Origin of the sequence: Massilia sp. W12, assembly GCF_037300705.1 — a bacterium.
GTDB lineage: Bacteria > Pseudomonadota > Gammaproteobacteria > Burkholderiales > Burkholderiaceae_D > JACPVY01.
This window is the reverse complement of sequence record NZ_CP147776.1, coordinates 5512642-5528312: the sequence shown is the minus strand read 5'-3', so window position 1 is coordinate 5528312 and position 15671 is coordinate 5512642. Positions and strand designations below refer to the sequence as shown.

Here is a 15671-nt window from a genome sequence, read left to right as displayed (position 1 = left end):
CCGCATGCCGCCCGACCGTCTGCCTGCCGATTTAACGTTCAGCTGGCGCTACACGCTGCCGCCGCGCAGCAGTGTGCCGCAGCTCTATCATGACACTGCATTTTGTCTGGACATGCCGGATGTGCTGGCGACCGGCTATCTGGTCGGCATGATGGAGCTGGCTTGCATCCACGGCTTGATGCCCTATCTGGATTGGCCGCGCGAGCAAAGCGTCGGCGTGCATGTCAGTTTCAGCCATATCGCCGCCAGTTGCGCCGGCATGACGCTGCAGATCGAAGGCCGCTTATTGCAAGTTGAGGGACGGCGCCTGCGTTTTGCGCTGAGCGCGCGCGACGATCTGGAATTGGTCAGCGAAGGCGTGCACGAGCGCATGCTGATCTATCCCGACAAATTCAATGCCCGTCTGGCGCAAAAACAGCAGCGCTGGCAAGGAGAATCAAGATGACACGCCATATCCGCAATTTCAATCTGGAACAGCACCAGGGACTCTTGCCTTCGCCCTGCATCAATGTGTGCAAAATGGACGCCGAACGCGGTGTTTGCCTGGGCTGTCTGCGTAATATTGATGAAATCATCGCCTGGAGCCGCGCCGATGAGACTTACAAACGCCAGGTGTGGCAGGCGCTGAAGCAGCGCGCGCAGAAATGAGTGCGCTGGCGCTGCCGCCGGCGATGCGCCTGTTTGAGCGCGGCTGGCTGTCAGCCAATAATCTTTTGCTGCAGGACGGCGCGCAAAATGTGCTGATTGACAGCGGCTATCTGAGCCATGCGCCGCAAACCCTGGCGCTGCTGGCGCATGCGCTGGAGGGACAGTCGCTGGATCTGATTGTGAATACCCATTTGCATTCCGATCATTGCGGCGGCAATGCCGCGCTGCAGGCGCGCTATGGGGCCGGCACGCTGATCGCCGCCAGCGAGGCGGACAAGGTGCGGCAGTGGGATATGGATGCGCTGAGTTACCGCGCCACCGGGCAGCAATGCGCACCGTTTCACTTTGATGATGTGCTGCGCCCCGGCGAGGTGCGGCGCTGGGCCGGGATAGATTGGCAAATCCTGGCCGCGCCCGGACATGATGCGCATGCGCTGATGTTGTATGCGCCGCAAGAACGGGTGCTGGTGAGCGGCGACGCCTTATGGCAAAACGGTTTGGGCGTGCTGTTTCCCGAGCTGGCGGGGGAAGACGGTTTCGGCCCGGCGCGCGCCACGCTGGAACAGATCAGCCGCCTGGATGTGCGCATCGTGATTCCCGGCCATGGCGCAGCGTTTGCCGATGTGGATGAGGCGATTGCGCGCGCACAGCAAAAGCTGGATGCGCTCGAAGTCAGCGCGGAAAAACATGCCTGGCATGCGCTGCGGGTATTGCTCAAATTTTTGCTCTTGGAGCGACAGCAGATTGCCTTGGATCAGCTGGGCCAGACCTTGCACGGCATCCCCTTGTTCGCCAGTGTGAATCAACGCGTGTTGCAACTGGATGCGCAAACCCTGGCGCAGCAGGTGGTGGCGCAACTGGAGCGCGCCGGCGCGGCGCGGGTGGAACATGGGGTGTTGTGGAATGTATGATGCGGGATGGCGGCGCAGAAGCGATTTTTGGAAAGGGGCGCGATGCGCCCCTTTTCTCATGGCTATTCACGGGCGTCGATTGCGTCATCGGTCACGGTTTCTGCAATTTTCATCACTGACAGCGGCGGATACACCTTCAGCTTTTTCGCACTGCTCATATTCACCAGATAGGTAAAGCGATGCAAAACTTCGACTGGAATCTGCTCCGGCTTCTTCTTACGCGTCAAGATTTGCTCAGCCTTGTATGCCGCCAGTTCACCCACGTTGTAATAGGTGGAAACCACGCCAAGCAAGGCCCCATTGTTGCGGATCGGCGCTTCGGTGGCGGCGAATACCGGCACTTTAGCGGCCATCGCCGGCTTGACCACATCGTCTGCATTTTTGATCAGGAAAGAATCTGAAGGCAGATACAAGAACTGCGGTTTTTTCGCCAGCGCTTCTTGCACCCCGCGCGCCAGCCCGGCGCCTTCGGCTTTCGCATCGACTTGGGTGAGTTGCAATTGCATGCCAAAGCGCGGCGCCATTTTTTTCAATTCTTCAATCGCCAGCAAGCTGTTTTTTTCCTGCGAATACAAAACCCCCAGCACACTGGTTTTGCGCATCGCCTGCAAAGCCTTTAACTGCGCCTCCAAGGGAACCAGATGCGACGCACCGGTCAGATTGCGGCCCGAAGATTGCAACTGCCGCACCAACCCGGCGCCAACCGGATCGGCCACGATATTGAACACCACTGGAATCGTAGTGATATGGCGCGCCGGATCGACTTCTCCCTGCAAGCCCACCAATTCGCTGGTGAGCGTGGTGCCAAAAGCGTAAACCAGATCGGGTTTGACCTCATTGATCTCCCGCACATACTCCGCCACCTTGCTCTTATCGCCTTGCGCATCGCGGATGATGTATTCGACTTCAATCTTGCGCTTCTTCAGATAGTCCATGAAACCTTTTTCGGCTTCGGTCTGGCCCCGGTATAACAACATCATGATTTTGTGCTGAGCAGCGCCGGCTTGCGCACTCAACAACAGGATCAGGCAAAAAGTCAGAATACTGCGCATCACGGATTCCATCAGTTCAGGTTATGGCTTGGGCTGTTTGCAGCCGTTTTCGCTCAAAGTGGAAGAATAGCAGGGTAAACACGCTGACACAGGACAGACACAACACGCCTATGCCTAAAAATGCGCCACTGAAATCAAATTGCGCGATCAACACCCCGGCAATCAGCGGGCCTGTGACGTTGCCGATGCGTTCCATCAGGCGGAAAATACCATTCGCCGCGCCAGGCCCGACTTCCTGCACCACGTCTTTACAGAAATCATTGATCAAAGCAAATTGCGGGGAAACACCGATTGCATGCGCCAACCCGAGCAGGGTAATACTGACCAATAATCCAGCTAAGTTGTCAAAGTACCAGATAATAAACATTGACAGGCTGGCGGCAAACCCGCCGATGCTGACAAACCAGCGCAATTTGCCGAGCTTGTCCGCCAGCTTGGCCACCAGCGGCGAGAACAAAATAATCGCCAGTCCATAGGCCATCATCACGCGCCCAATGGTGGATTGATTACTGCCCAGCAGCTTCAAGTACAAGGGCACTGCGTAATACAAAAAGCCGGTCAGTGCGATCTTGGCCGGCACCGCCGCCAGGAAGGTAATGACAAAGAATTGCTTGTGCTGCAGCAAGCGGCGCATATCCTGCAGGCTGATTTTCTTGCGCGCGGCAGTGCTGTTTTGCTTGCTGCGTAAAAAGCGCAGCACAAACCAGGCCGAGGCAGCGCTCAGCAGGGCTGACAGCAAAATGGTCTTGTCATAGCCCAGACGGTCGGCCAAAATCCCGCCAATCGCCGAACCGGACAGCGAGCCGGCGAAAAAGGTCGATAAAAACATCGCCATCGCCTTGGTGCGCTGATTTGGCGCTGTGTTTTCCGACACATAGCTTTGCGCGGTAATGAATACCAGACCATAACCCACCGCAGTGAGCGAGCGCCACAGCAATAAGTCGTAGAGCGTCTGGGCAAAGGCAGTGGCGATCAAACCCAACGTGGTGACGATGGCGCCGACGATAAAGGCTTTGCGATGGCCCACATGATCACTCCAGGAGCCAGCCCAAGGCATGGACAAGGCCCAGGTGAACATGAAAATCGAAATCGGCAAACCCACCACCAGACTGTGCGGCAAGCCCATATCCGCCGAATAAAACTGCCCGACAAATACCGGGAAAAAGGACAGCGAGAGTGAATCCGCAAAAATCAAGAGAAAGAAGGGCCAGCGGATATGGTCAACCGCCGCCGTGCCAAGGCTGATGCGCTCGCCCGGCTGGTGAAAACGCAGGCCGGACAGAAAGGCATGCGATTTGTCTTGTAAAGCATGATAACGCCGGTTCAATTCTTCAATCACGCGGTTGTAATGACTGTTCAGCTGGCCCAGGCCGCCCGGCTTGTCATGCGGCAGATAACGGCTGAAATCGCCCTGCTTGACCTGCTGCAGAAATTCACGCATCAAGCGGCCCGGGGTCGCCACCGAAAACGCCAGCACAAAGCGCAGTAATTCCATAGCAATCAAGCTGGCCACCAGCAACACAGTCAAGACGTCATACAATACATCTTTTAATTTTTGCTCGACCAGGCCGACTTTTTGCCCGAGATGCAAAATACCAACGCGCTGCTGGCGAAACACCAGCGGCGTTGCGCTCACATAGTATTCACCTGCGCGCACGGTTTGCTCTTGCGTCACATTTTCATGTAAAGCCTGCTGCAACCCGGCATCCATCTGCTGTGGTAAGCCATGGCTGTACAAGACGCGCTGCTTTAAGTCTGTCAACACAATGTAATCAATGTCTTTATGCTCAGCCAGGACACTGGCGAAATATTCCTCGGCCCCCACCATTTCATCCAGCGGCACCCCGTTACGCCAGGCTTTTTCCAGCACCCCGGAAGTGGACTGACTGACCGCCATCACGGTGCGCGCCATTTCAGGAGGCAAATCACGTTCAAAATTTTTCAAAGCCAGCCATGCCAGCAGCATCGCCAGCAAGGCCAGCAAGGCCGCCACCAACAACACCAAACGTATATACAGTTGTCTCATCTATTCTTTTCCTCTTCTGGCTGCTCCAGCTTGGCCGGAGTCTTTTTTTTTACTTTGCCGGTTTTTCTTCAGCCTGGCGCATGTTGTGCAACATGCGGTGACTCAAATTGGCGAATTGGTCAATTTCTTCCGCTGCTTCACGCTCAAACACTCCGGGTGGCAGTTGCGGCGCCTGTTGTGAATCAACAATCGCATCCAAATGCCCTGCCACGGTATGCAGATCGCGTTGCAGTTTGCGGGTCAGCAGATAGACGCCAACAGTAATCAAGAGCGCGGCCAGGGCCAGGGTTTGCAGGGTGTCGAGCAGCAATTTACGGCGCATTTCCGCCATCGCCTGTTCAATCGGGGCACGCTCATAACCGATCATCACGGCGCCAATACGTAAATTAAAGTTATTGGAAAAACTCATGCCCATTTCCAGATATTCAGGATGGGACTGTTGCCATAGATTGTCATTGTGCTGCAGATGCGTGCGCCAACTGCGCTCCAGACCAGGATCAATTTTTCCTTCATACAGCAAGCCGGTGTTTTCATCCAAAATCGCGACAAAACGGATGCCATTCATCTGCTGCATGGCTTCCTGCATGGCACTGCGCAAACGCGTATTCGCACTGGCGGACAAACCGATATTCAAGCCCGCTTCTATGGTTTGACGTAAGTCTTTGGCCAACACCCTGTAGCGCGAAGAATTTTGTTCATAAAAATTCTTCCGGTAATTTGAATAATTAAGAAATGAAATAATGAGCAATACAGATGACACCACTAAAATCAAAAGTGCACTGGTGCGCATCCAAAGTGAGTCAGGGCCAGAACTCCGGCCGGATAAGCAGGAAAAAGGCATGTGGGGATAGGATTGGAATCAGAATGAAGGAATCGTAACAAATCTGTTACGATCTACCAAGCATTATTGTGGAAAAGCTGCAACTTAATGCACTTTCTGCTCTGCAAGCCCCTGTTTTTTATCGAAAATTCAAGCCTGGACGGGCACAAGGCTTTTTTCATGGCGCAGCAGCAGTATCGGTAACAAGCATTTCCCGCCACTGTTCAGCATACGTGTTTCAACGATGTGAAACGGTCTCTATTCAGCCTGAGTGCGCAGAAAATGAACAATGAGCCGCTACGGTCGAACCCAGAGGTTTCTGGATCCCCGGCCAAGGCGCTCTGGGGCGACGGGGCATAATGTGTACGTAAAAAATCACCCACCTTGCGCACAGCATAAGGCTGAATAGTTAGGTGGAACGATTGCTGTCAATCTTATTTATCGCTCACTCCAGCACCTTTGTGACGCGAATGCTGCCAGGCGCCGGGTTATCGCTGTGCGCAACCCAGCCTGCGATTTTTTGCCTGAGTTCGGCTGAAGAGCCACTTTTGCCTCTGCTTAATCAGGGACGTAATTTATTCTTTGCTGCTGCTTGTTACAGAATCTGATCGCCGATCTTTTTGCGGGACAGGCTTTCAGCCCGTTTGATGGCATTTTGCAGCATGCGACGGCTAAATTTCTCAACTATCTTGCAGATTTCATACGCCAGCATAAAGGGCTGGCTGCTTTCAAATATCGACCCGCTCGCCTGGGCATTTCCTAAAAAATGCTGCGGCGCCTCATAAAACACCCGGCAGACCGGCAATTGTGCTCAGATATGCAGAGTATTTTCTTTTGTGCGTGCTTAAACTGCGGAGAAATTACAAAATAAAAGAGGCTCTATTCAGCCTCTATGGGAAAAGGTGTTGCGAATGTGCGCCCGCCTGAATCGTTGAGCACATTTTTCCAGCAATATGCCCAATTGCTGCCGGAAATGCAGTTACAGGCGGCTGCTGTGCTCGCTGGCAAAGGGCGCATGGCCCATGTCTTCCAGGCGGTTTTGCATCTATCCGCGCGCCATCCGCCGCTCACGCTGCTGCCTGTCATTGGCGACGCCAAGCGCTTGCGGGAAGCAGGTGAAAATACAAGGCTGTCCTGCCTGTGTGAGCTTGGCCTGCAGAGACAGTTCAGCCAAGAAAACGGGCCGCGTCATGCTTGCGCTCTGGTTCGCGGCGAAAGCCTCTCCGACAGATGATCACACCGCGCAGGCCGGAAGATCATTGGCGGCAGAAACCGCGCCCAAACCTCGCATAGCGCCACCCAAGCTGCGACAAAGCCATCACACCGCCTCTGTTTTCCCAACATCAACAAAGTGTTGCATTCAAGTAACAAATTTCGCATTGCGGCAAGAATTTTCTTGACGCAGATTATTACGCTGGTGTTAAATACGCAATCGTTTGCGCAAACGATTGATCGTGTCAGAAAGCCGCTTTTGCGGCCTTTTTTGTGTGATAAGCCGTGTTTTGCGGTTTTCTAATGTGGATAAGGACATGAAGCCTGGAATCAGTGTGGTTGGCAGTGTGAATATGGATCTGGTGTTCCGCACACCGCGCATGCCCGCGCCCGGCGAAACCTTGTCCGGTCATGAATTTCACGAGATTCCCGGCGGCAAAGGCGCCAATCAGGCTGTCGCGGCAGCGCGCATGGGCGGCGCGGTCAGTTTGATCGCCTGTGTCGGTGCGGATGGCTTTGGCCGCCGCTCGCAGCAAACCTTACAGCAGGATGGCATTGATATCACGCATGTGCGCGTGGCGGACGATTGCGCCAGCGGCGTGGCGGGCATTCTGGTGTGCGATGACGGTGAAAACAGCATCGTGCTGGCGGCAGGCGCGAATGCGCGCTTGAGTCCGGCGGATGTGACGGCGGCGCAGGATGTGATCGGGGCCGGCAAATTATTGTTATGCCAGCTCGAAGTGCCGATGGAAACCGTGCAAGCGGCTTTGGCCTGCGCCAAGCGTCAGGGTGTGCGCGTGGTCTTGAACCCGGCCCCGGTGCAAGCGCTGCCGGAAGGCATGCTGGCTCAGGTCGATTATCTGGTGGTGAATGAAACCGAAGCCGGGCAATTATCCGGCGTCGCAGTGCAAGATGTGGACAGCGCGGCGCAAGCGGCGCAAGCCCTGCTCGGGCGTGGCGTGGGCGCCGTGCTCTTGACGCTGGGCGAACATGGCGTGCTGGCGGCGGATGCCGCCGGCCAGCAACATTTCCCGGGTTTGAAAGTGCAGGTGGTGGACACCACCGCCGCCGGCGATACCTTTGTGGGCGCATTGGCGGTCGGCCTGGGACAAGGATTGGATTTGCGCGCAGCTGCTGCCGCTGCGCAATATGCGGCGGCCCTGACCGTAACCCGGTTGGGCGCCCAGTCTTCCATTCCGCAATTGGCGGAGGTGGAAGCGTTCCGCGCGCACGCGGGATAGCCGGCAGCAGGGCGGCCCGTCCCCCGAAATTACGGGCCAAGAGATAAGCAGCGCAGCAATGCGTCATTAACCGGTTTACACACTCACTTGGAGAAACACATGAAATTGAACAAAATCGCTCTGGCCCTGGTGCTGGCCGCCGGCAGCAATGCCGCTCTGGCTAACAACTGGTCTTGGTCTGACGTGTCGATCAACTACCTGAACTGGACCGACAAGACCGAAAAACACACCAACGCCGGCGTGTTTGGCAAGAAAAAAGACTTCGTCTATCTGGAAATCGAAGGCGGCATGGGCGGTTCCTGGGGCGATCTGTACGGTTTCTTCGATATCGAAAACCCGACCAACAACACCGAGCACAAAGCTGACACCCGTTCTGACCGTCGCTATGCGCTGAAGATTGTGGGCCGTTACAACCTGACCAAGCTGGGCGATTTCCCGCTGATGGCTTACGCTCACGTGTATGACTTCGCTGACAACGGCTTCAACGATCAAAACCGCGTGCTGGGCTTCGGCACCGACATCAAATCCGGCAAACTGACCATCTCCCCGTGGATCGGCGTGCATCAAGAGTCCAAGTCCGGCGTCGGCGTGATGACCAACGGTGGCATGGCTGGTTACAACCTGCTGTTCCCGTTTGAATTCAGCGGCAACAACTTCCTGCTGTTCCAATGGCACGAAATGGAATTCTCGCGTAAAGATGAATACCTGGTGTTCGGCAACAACCTGGCTGGCCAGCGTCCGCTGTCCGACCTGCGCACCGGCCAAAACGGCGCGATCGGCATCAACTGGAACATCAACAAGCAATTCACCACCGGCTTGACCTACCGCTACGCCAAGAACAAACTGGGCACCGCTGGCTATCAAGACGCTTGGATCTTCTCCGCCAAGTACAACTTCTGATTCACGAGGACGGCATCATGAAATTGAGCAAAATCGGTCTTTCCCTGGCGCTGTGCGCTGCTTTCTCAGCCCAGGCTGCTGACCCGAAACTGGCGATTGTCTATGATTCGGGCGGCAAGTTTGACAAGTCGTTCAACCAATCCGCTTCTGAAGGCGCGGAGCGTTTCAAAAAAGAAACCAAGATCGCCTATCAAGAAGTGCAGGTGAACAATGACGCGCAAACCGAACAGGCGCTGCGCAATCTGGCGCGCAAAAACGTGGACTTGATCGCGGCAATCGGTTTTGCTCAAGCGCAAGCAGTGCAAACCGTGGCCAAGGAATTCCCGAAGACCAAGTTTGTGCTGATTGACGGCGTGGCCAACGGCGACAACATTTCTTCCGTGCTGTTCAAAGAGCAGGAAGGTTCTTACCTGGTGGGCGTCGCCGCTGCGATGGCTTCCAAGTCGAAGAAGCTGGGCTTCGTCGGCGGTATGGACATTCCGCTGATCCGCGCTTTCGGTTGCGGCTATGCGCAGGGCGCGAAAGCCATCGATGGCAAGATCGAAGTGACGCAAAACATGGTTGGCACCACGCCGGCGGCCTGGAATGACCCGGCCAAGGGCAGCGAATTGGCGCTGGCGCAGTTTGAGCGTGGCGTGGACGTGGTGTTTGCCGCCGCCGGCGGCAGCGGCATGGGTTCGCTGCAGGCAGCCAAAACCAAGGGCAAGCTGGCAATCGGGGTTGACTCCAATCAAAATTACCTGCACCCTGGCGTGATGCTGACCTCGATGCTCAAGCGCGTTGACAATGCAATCTACGACAGCTTCATGCAAGTCAAAAAAGGCAACTGGCAAGCCGGTATTGTCAACAAGGGCTTGAAAGAAGGCGGCGTGGATTGGGCGCTGGACAGCCATAACCGTGCCTTGATTACGCCGGAAATGGAAAAACGCATCAATGCCGCCAAGCAAGACATCGTCAGCGGTAAAGTGAAAGTGGTGGACTACCGCGCATCTAACAGCTGCCCGGTATAATCGCCAACGCGGCAGGGCGGCGCAAGCCGTCCACCGCAAATCAGGGGGCGCAGCTTCACCGCTGCGCCTTGTTTCCATTTCATCAGTACAAATCAACATGCAGCCAGCCGTCGAATTCCGCCATGTCAGCAAGCGTTTTGGCGCCGTGCAGGCGAATGTTGACGTCAGTTTTGCAATCCCCCGTGGCAGCATCCATGGCCTGGTTGGCGAAAACGGCGCCGGCAAGTCCACCTTGATGAGCATCTTGTATGGTTACTACCATCAAGACTCCGGCGATGTGGCCCTGGATGGCAAAGTCGTCAAACTCCGCTCTTCTGAAGACGCCATCGCCTTAGGCATCGGCATGGTGCATCAGCACTTCATGCTGGTTGACAATATGAGCGTGCTGGACAATGTGATGTTGGGCGCCGAAGGCGGTTTCCGTCTGGCCGCGCACCGTCAGGAAGCGGAACAGCGCATCCGCGATATTTGCAGCCGTTACCAACTCGATCTCGACCCGCACGCCCTGATTCAGGATCTGGCGGTGGGCGCGCAACAGCGCGTGGAGATTTTGAAACAGATTTACCGCAGCGCCGATATCCTGATTCTGGATGAGCCGACCGCCGTGCTCACCGTGCAGGAAACCGAATCGCTGTTTGAAGTCTTGCGCCTCTTCAAACAACAGGGCAAGACCATCATCGTGATCACCCACAAACTGCAGGAAATCATGGCCATCACCGACAATGTGACGGTGATGCGGGGCGGGCGCGTGGTGGGAGCGGTAGCCACTGCTGACACCAATAAAGAACAGCTCGCGAATATGATGGTGGGCCGCCCGATTGAGGGCAATTTGCCGCGCGGCGCCTACAATCCCGGCCATTCCGTGCTCAAAGTGCAGGATGTGCGTCTGGTCAACGAGGCCGGCGTGGCCTTGCTGCAAGACATTAATTTTGAGATCCGCGCCGGCGAAATCGTGGCGATTGCCGGCGTTTCCGGCAATGGGCAGAGCGAATTGCTGGAACTTCTGTCCGGCATGGATGTGCCTTCCGCCGGCAAACTCGAATTCGAGGGCAAAGCCCTGCCCAGCGCACACGGCATGCAAGTCGATGGCCTGCCGGCCAAATTCCGCCAGCTGGGCATCGCCCATGTGCCGGAAGACCGTTTGCGCGACGCGGTGGTGAAAGATTTCAGCGTCATGCACAACACCATTCTCGGCTATCAGGACAGCGCGCCGCGCAAACGCGGCCTGCTCGATAGCGGCGCGATTTTGCAGCGCTGCCGCGAATTGCTGGAAAGCTTTGACGTGCGTCCGCGCGACCCGGATTTGCGCATCGCGCTGTTATCCGGCGGCAATCAGCAAAAAGTGGTGTTGGCGCGTGAAATCGCCGCCAAACCGAAATTGATTCTGGTCGGACAACCGACCCGTGGCGTTGATATCGGCACGATTGAAAGCATCCACCGTCAGCTGTTGGCGATGCGCGACGCCGGGGTCGCGATCCTGCTGGTCTCGGTCGAATTGGAAGAAGTGCGCGCATTGGCCGACCGCATCCTGGTGATGTCCGGTGGCAAGATCACTGGCGAATTGCGCGCGGAAGAATTTGACGCCACCCGGATTGGCTTGATGATGGGAGCTGCACACCATGTCTGAAACCATGCCGCGCTGGGTCACGGCCTTGCTCTTACCCTTATTGAATCTGCTCTCGGCGCTGGTGGTGGCCGGGATCGTGATTTGGCTCTTGAAAGAAGACCCGATTGAAGCGCTGGGGATTTTGATCAAGAGCGCTGTGCTCAATCCGGAGGGCCTGGGTTACACCCTGTTCTACGCCTCGACCTTTATTTTCACCGGTTTGGCGGTGGCGGTGGCGATGCAAGCCGGCTTGTTCAACATCGGCGCTGAAGGCCAGATGTATATCGGCGGCTTCGGTCTGACCCTGTTCCTGCTCAGCACCGACAGTATTTTGCCGGGCTGGGTCTTGATTCCGGGCGCGATGCTGGCCTCGATGCTGTTTGGCGCCTTGTGGGCCTTGATTCCGGCCTGGCTGCAGGCGCGGCGCGGCAGCCATATCGTGGTCACCACCATCATGTTCAACTTCATCGCCGCCAGCTTGATGAATTTCGCCATCGTCAGCTTCCTGATTCCGGCTGGCCAGCAAAACACCGCCAGCCGCGTATTCGCCGAAACGGCCTGGCTGCCGCGCTTAACCGATTATTTTCCGGTGCTCGGCAACACCCCGCTGAATATCAGCTTCCTGGTCGCCCTGCTGGCGCTGGTGGCGTATGGCGTGGTGGTGTGGCGCACCCCGACCGGCTACGCCTTGCGCGCCACCGGCCTGAATAAACATGCGGCGCACTATGCCGGCATCTCGATTTCCAAAACCCTGATTTTCGCCATGCTGGCCTCCGGCGCGCTGGCCGGGCTGGCGTCGGTGAATACGATTTTGGGTTCGACGCACTATATGGGCTTGAACTTCCCGGCGGGAGCCGGCTTCATCGGGATTGCGATTGCGCTGATGGGGCGCCAGCATCCGCTTGGCATTTTCCTGTCTTCGCTGCTGTTTGGAGCCTTGATTCAGGGCGGCCTGGATCTGTCGTTTGAAAAACCGAACATCCCGAGCGAAACCTTTATCTTCATTCAAGGCTTGATCATCCTGTTCTGCGGCGCGATGGAAAATCTGTATGCGCCGGTGCTGGTCAAGCTGTTTGCGCGCAGTAAGGAGTGAGCCATGTTTGACGATATCCAGTTTTCCAGCATCCTGGTGGCCACCGTGCGCAGCGCGCCGGTGCTCTTGTTCGCCGCCATGGCCGGCTTGTTCGCCGAGCGCTCCGGCGTGGTTGATCTGGCCTTGGAAGGCAAAATGCTGGCCGCCGCCTTCGTTTCCGCCGCCGTGGCTTACACCACGCAAAACCCCTGGATCGGCATCGCCGCCGGCGCCGCCGTCTCGATTGCGATTGCCTTGCTGCAGGGCTTTGTCAGCATCACGCAAAAAGGCAATCAGCTGGTGTGCGGCATCGCCATCAATATCGCCTTGAGCGGCCTGACCTTTGTGCTGGCGCAATATTTCTTCCAGCAAGGCGGGCGCACCCCGGATCTGGGCGATGCGCGCTTAACCGTCATCACCCTGCCCGGCGCCGCCGCGCTGGCGGATGTGCCGGTGCTGGGCTGGCTGTGGAATAAATTTTTGGGCGGTCACAATGTGCTGGTGTATCTGGCTTTCGGCTTGATTCCGCTGATGCATTGGGTGGTGTTCCACACCTCCTTCGGCCTGCGCCTGCGCGCCGTGGGCGACAATCCGCACGCCGCCGACGCCGCCGGCGTGCATGTCGAACGCACCCGCTTCATCGCCCTGTGCTTCACCGGCTTGCTGTGCTCGTTTGCCGGCGCCTATCTGGCGATTGTGCAAAGCGGCTTCTTCCTGCGCGATATGTCAGCCGGCAATGGCTATCTGGCCTTGACCGCCCTGGTGTTTGGCAACTGGCGCCCGCTGCACACCGCGCTGGGCTGTTTGATGTTCGGCTTTTTCGCCGCACTGCAAGTGCAAATCGAAGGCATTGCTTTCGGCGGCGTGAAAATCCCAGGTTCCTTGATCCAGATGATCCCGTATGTCGTGACCGTGATCGTGCTGGCTGGCTTCATGGCCAAATCGGTTGCGCCGAAAGCTATCGGCGTGCCTTTTGTCAAGTCCCGCTGAGCCGGGGCCGCCGTGTGCGGCCTCCCTCGCATCGTCACGCTAATTAACGGCCCGCTTGCGGGCCGCGCGCCACTTTGGCGCAAGCACAGGAGAACTCCATGCAAGCAAAACACAAGGTCATTTTTGATACCGATCCGGGCGTGGATGACGCAATGGCGCTGTATTTCGCGCTGGCCCATCCGGCTATCGACGTGATTGGCATCACCACCACCTTTGGCAATGTGTATGTGGAAACGGCGGCGGAAAATGGCTTGTACCTGACCCGTATCGCAGGCTATGACGTGCCGGTGGCCAAGGGCGTATCCGTGCCGATGAATAAGGCGCCGGGACAACCGCCGGCCTTCATCCACGGCGCGGACGGCATGGGCAATCTGCCTTCCCGCCTGAACCTGGGCGGCAAGCTGGAAGATGTCAGCGCAGCCGAATACATCGTGCAAATGGCGCGCAAATATCCGGGCGAAATCACCCTGGTGGCCGTGGCCCCGCTGGGCAATCTGGGCTTGGCCCTGCGTCTGGAGCCAAATCTGCCGAAGCTGATCAAGCGCGTGGTGCTGATGGCCGGCACGGTGCTGGAACCGGGCAATGTGTCGCCGGTGGCGGAAGCGAATGTGTGGAACGACCCGGACGCGGCTGACCTGGTGTTTACCGCCGGCTGGGATTTGGCGTTCTGCGGTCTGGACGTGACGCACCAGGTGGCGATGACTGCCGCCTGGTATAAGGAATTGGCAGCAGCCAAGAAACACCCGGCGACTGACGCGCTGGCGCATGCGGTCGATTTCTATTCCAGCTTCTACCAATCGATCCGCCCGGAAATGGGCCACGCCTGCTATTGCCATGACGTGCTGGCCTTCGTGTATCTGGTGGCGCCGGAACTGTTCAAGACCATGACTGGCCGTGTGCGCGTGGCCACCGATGGCGTGGGCAACGGCCAAACCATGATGGATCGCAAAGCGCTGCCCTACCCGCAAGCCGGCTGGGAAAAAGAACGCCCGGAAGCGACCGCCGCAATGGAAGTCGATGTGGCAGGCGTGTTGAAGTTGATCGGCGACACCCTGTATAGCGACTGGCTGCGCGCGCCGCTGGCGGCATAAGCCTTGGAATCATGATGGGCGCGGCAGGCGCCCGCAGCCGGTAGGAGCGGCTTTAGCCGCGAATGTTTGCGCCACCGGCCATCGCGCCCCAGCCCGCCACCGAAACATCGGGCCGTTTGCAGCGGCCCGGCAGGAGCACACTATGTACATTACCCCCGTTGACTATCGCGCCCCGGATGCGGCGCAACAATTCGCCAAAAGCCTGCATGAAACCGGCTTTGGCGTGCTGACCAACCATCCGCTGTCGCAAGACATTCTGAATCAGATTTACAGCGAATGGCTGGCGTTTTACCACACCGATGCAAAACACCAGTACGCCTTCAAAAAAGAAACCTTTGACGGCTATTTCGCGCCGACCGTGTCGGAAACCGCCAAAGGTTTCGAGAAACGCGATCTGAAAGAATTTTTCCACATCTACCCCTGGGGCCAATACCCGGCGGAAGTGTCGGACGCGGCGCGCCGTTACTATGCTGCCGGCAGCGAACTGGCGGCGGAATTGCTGTCCTGGGTTGAGGAATACACCCCGGCGGACATCAAACAGCATTACTCCATGCCCCTGCCGAAAATGATCGAAGGCAGCGACCAAACCATGCTGCGCGTCTTGCACTACCCGCCGCTGACCGGTAATGAAGAACCGGGCGCGGTGCGCGCCGCCGCGCATGGCGACATCAATCTGCTGACGATTTTGCCGGCGGCGACCCAAGCCGGTCTGCAAGTGGTGGGCAAAGATGGCGAATGGCATGACGTGCCGTGCGACTTTGGCATGCTGATCGTGAACATCGGCGACATGCTGAACGAAGCCTCACGCGGCTACTATCCGTCCACCATCCACCGCGTGCTGAACCCGACAGGCGACGCCGCCCGCGAATCGCGCGTTTCGCTGCCGCTGTTCTTGCATCCGCGTCCTGACGTGGTGCTGTCCGAGCGTTACACCGCCGGCAGCTATCTGAGCGAACGCCTGCAGGAATTGGGGCATAAGAAGATGTAAAGCTGGTTTGCATCAACACAAAACGGGCCGCATTGCGGCCCGTTTTGTATGGTGAAGCAGGAAAATGCCGGGTCTGTGCTGGCGAAAAGCCAGGTTCTGGGTTC

The 15671-nt window shown here is 57.3% G+C and carries 16 protein-coding genes; 12 read left to right on the top strand and 4 right to left on the bottom strand.

The window, feature by feature from the left end; translation table 11 throughout:
* Nucleotides 1-4: 4 nt before the first annotated feature.
* Genes V8J88_RS22720 through V8J88_RS22710 form a run of 3 tightly spaced genes read left to right on the top strand, consistent with a single transcriptional unit; the run spans nucleotide 5 to nucleotide 1559 of the window.
* Nucleotides 5-445 (top strand): thioesterase family protein, encoded by a 441-nt coding sequence (locus V8J88_RS22720; RefSeq protein ID WP_338846547.1) that lies wholly within the window; start codon nucleotides 5-7, stop codon nucleotides 443-445.
* Nucleotides 442-648, top strand: a complete 207-nt coding sequence (locus V8J88_RS22715) for a DUF1289 domain-containing protein (RefSeq protein ID WP_338846546.1) — start codon at nucleotides 442-444, stop codon at nucleotides 646-648. Before V8J88_RS22720 ends, V8J88_RS22715 begins: the two co-directional genes overlap by 4 nt.
* Nucleotides 645-1559, top strand: a complete 915-nt coding sequence (locus tag V8J88_RS22710; protein ID WP_338846545.1) for an MBL fold metallo-hydrolase — start codon at nucleotides 645-647, stop codon at nucleotides 1557-1559. Before V8J88_RS22715 ends, V8J88_RS22710 begins: the two co-directional genes overlap by 4 nt.
* A 62-nt stretch (nucleotides 1560-1621) precedes the next feature.
* On the opposite strand, the gene V8J88_RS22705 is transcribed toward V8J88_RS22710, so the two are convergent.
* The 4 genes from V8J88_RS22705 to V8J88_RS22690 form a co-directional block, all read right to left on the bottom strand.
* A complete protein-coding gene (locus tag V8J88_RS22705; RefSeq protein ID WP_338846544.1) occupies nucleotides 1622-2611 on the bottom strand; it encodes an ABC transporter substrate-binding protein in 990 nt (329 codons plus the stop codon).
* Between the two features lie 16 nt (nucleotides 2612-2627).
* Entirely contained in the window at nucleotides 2628-4637 is a 2010-nt protein-coding gene (locus V8J88_RS22700) for an MFS transporter (protein WP_338846543.1), read from the bottom strand.
* Nucleotides 4638-4686: 49 nt separating this feature from the next.
* A complete protein-coding gene (locus tag V8J88_RS22695; RefSeq protein ID WP_338846542.1) occupies nucleotides 4687-5307 on the bottom strand; it encodes a hypothetical protein in 621 nt (206 codons plus the stop codon).
* 745 nt (nucleotides 5308-6052) lie between these two features.
* Nucleotides 6053-6247, bottom strand: a complete 195-nt coding sequence (locus tag V8J88_RS22690) for a hypothetical protein (protein WP_338846541.1) — start codon at nucleotides 6245-6247, stop codon at nucleotides 6053-6055.
* A gap of 171 nt (nucleotides 6248-6418) precedes the next feature.
* On the opposite strand from V8J88_RS22690, the gene V8J88_RS22685 reads away from it, so the two are divergent.
* The 9 genes from V8J88_RS22685 (at nucleotide 6419) to V8J88_RS22645 (ending at nucleotide 15567) form a co-directional block, all read left to right on the top strand.
* Nucleotides 6419-6691 (top strand): hypothetical protein, encoded by a 273-nt coding sequence (locus tag V8J88_RS22685; protein WP_338846540.1) that lies wholly within the window; start codon nucleotides 6419-6421, stop codon nucleotides 6689-6691.
* Between the two features lie 295 nt (nucleotides 6692-6986).
* On the top strand, nucleotides 6987-7910 hold the full coding sequence (rbsK, locus tag V8J88_RS22680; protein ID WP_338846539.1) for a ribokinase: 924 nt from the start codon (nucleotides 6987-6989) through the stop codon (nucleotides 7908-7910).
* Between the two features lie 99 nt (nucleotides 7911-8009).
* A complete protein-coding gene (locus V8J88_RS22675; RefSeq protein WP_338846538.1) occupies nucleotides 8010-8810 on the top strand; it encodes an outer membrane protein OmpK in 801 nt (266 codons plus the stop codon).
* A 17-nt stretch (nucleotides 8811-8827) separates the two neighbouring features.
* Nucleotides 8828-9820, top strand: coding sequence for a BMP family ABC transporter substrate-binding protein (locus tag V8J88_RS22670; protein WP_338846537.1), 993 nt, complete (start codon nucleotides 8828-8830; stop codon nucleotides 9818-9820).
* Between the two features lie 97 nt (nucleotides 9821-9917).
* Entirely contained in the window at nucleotides 9918-11447 is a 1530-nt protein-coding gene (locus tag V8J88_RS22665) for an ABC transporter ATP-binding protein (RefSeq protein ID WP_338846536.1), read from the top strand.
* Complete coding sequence (locus V8J88_RS22660) at nucleotides 11440-12519, top strand: ABC transporter permease (protein WP_338846535.1); 1080 nt, start codon at nucleotides 11440-11442, stop codon at nucleotides 12517-12519. The genes V8J88_RS22665 and V8J88_RS22660 overlap by 8 nt, the downstream gene beginning before the upstream one ends.
* A gap of 3 nt (nucleotides 12520-12522) precedes the next feature.
* Nucleotides 12523-13488 carry an ABC transporter permease gene (locus tag V8J88_RS22655; protein WP_338846534.1) on the top strand — a complete coding sequence of 322 codons (966 nt, stop codon included), beginning with the start codon at nucleotides 12523-12525 and terminating at the stop codon, nucleotides 13486-13488.
* Nucleotides 13489-13586: 98 nt separating this feature from the next.
* Entirely contained in the window at nucleotides 13587-14579 is a 993-nt protein-coding gene (locus tag V8J88_RS22650; protein ID WP_338846533.1) for a nucleoside hydrolase, read from the top strand.
* Nucleotides 14580-14721: 142 nt separating this feature from the next.
* The gene (locus tag V8J88_RS22645) at nucleotides 14722-15567 is read left to right on the top strand and encodes a 2OG-Fe(II) oxygenase family protein (RefSeq protein WP_338846532.1); all 846 of its coding nucleotides are present in this window, start codon (nucleotides 14722-14724) and stop codon (nucleotides 15565-15567) included.
* Nucleotides 15568-15671 lie beyond the last annotated feature (104 nt).

Excerpts from the sequence above, each read along its gene's own strand:
- V8J88_RS22720 (WP_338846547.1), top strand. The coding sequence starts at position 5 with ATGCCGCCCGACCGTCTGCCTGCCGATTTAACGTTCAGCTGGCGCTAC.
- V8J88_RS22715 (WP_338846546.1), top strand. The coding sequence starts at position 442 with ATGACACGCCATATCCGCAATTTCAATCTGGAACAGCACCAGGGACTC.
- V8J88_RS22710 (WP_338846545.1), top strand. The coding sequence starts at position 645 with ATGAGTGCGCTGGCGCTGCCGCCGGCGATGCGCCTGTTTGAGCGCGGC.
- V8J88_RS22705 (WP_338846544.1), bottom strand. The coding sequence starts at position 2,611 with ATGCGCAGTATTCTGACTTTTTGCCTGATCCTGTTGTTGAGTGCGCAA.
- V8J88_RS22700 (WP_338846543.1), bottom strand. The coding sequence starts at position 4,637 with ATGAGACAACTGTATATACGTTTGGTGTTGTTGGTGGCGGCCTTGCTG.
- rbsK (WP_338846539.1), top strand. The coding sequence starts at position 6,987 with ATGAAGCCTGGAATCAGTGTGGTTGGCAGTGTGAATATGGATCTGGTG.
- V8J88_RS22675 (WP_338846538.1), top strand. The coding sequence starts at position 8,010 with ATGAAATTGAACAAAATCGCTCTGGCCCTGGTGCTGGCCGCCGGCAGC.
- V8J88_RS22670 (WP_338846537.1), top strand. The coding sequence starts at position 8,828 with ATGAAATTGAGCAAAATCGGTCTTTCCCTGGCGCTGTGCGCTGCTTTC.
- V8J88_RS22665 (WP_338846536.1), top strand. The coding sequence starts at position 9,918 with ATGCAGCCAGCCGTCGAATTCCGCCATGTCAGCAAGCGTTTTGGCGCC.
- V8J88_RS22660 (WP_338846535.1), top strand. The coding sequence starts at position 11,440 with ATGTCTGAAACCATGCCGCGCTGGGTCACGGCCTTGCTCTTACCCTTA.
- V8J88_RS22655 (WP_338846534.1), top strand. The coding sequence starts at position 12,523 with ATGTTTGACGATATCCAGTTTTCCAGCATCCTGGTGGCCACCGTGCGC.
- V8J88_RS22650 (WP_338846533.1), top strand. The coding sequence starts at position 13,587 with ATGCAAGCAAAACACAAGGTCATTTTTGATACCGATCCGGGCGTGGAT.
- V8J88_RS22645 (WP_338846532.1), top strand. The coding sequence starts at position 14,722 with ATGTACATTACCCCCGTTGACTATCGCGCCCCGGATGCGGCGCAACAA.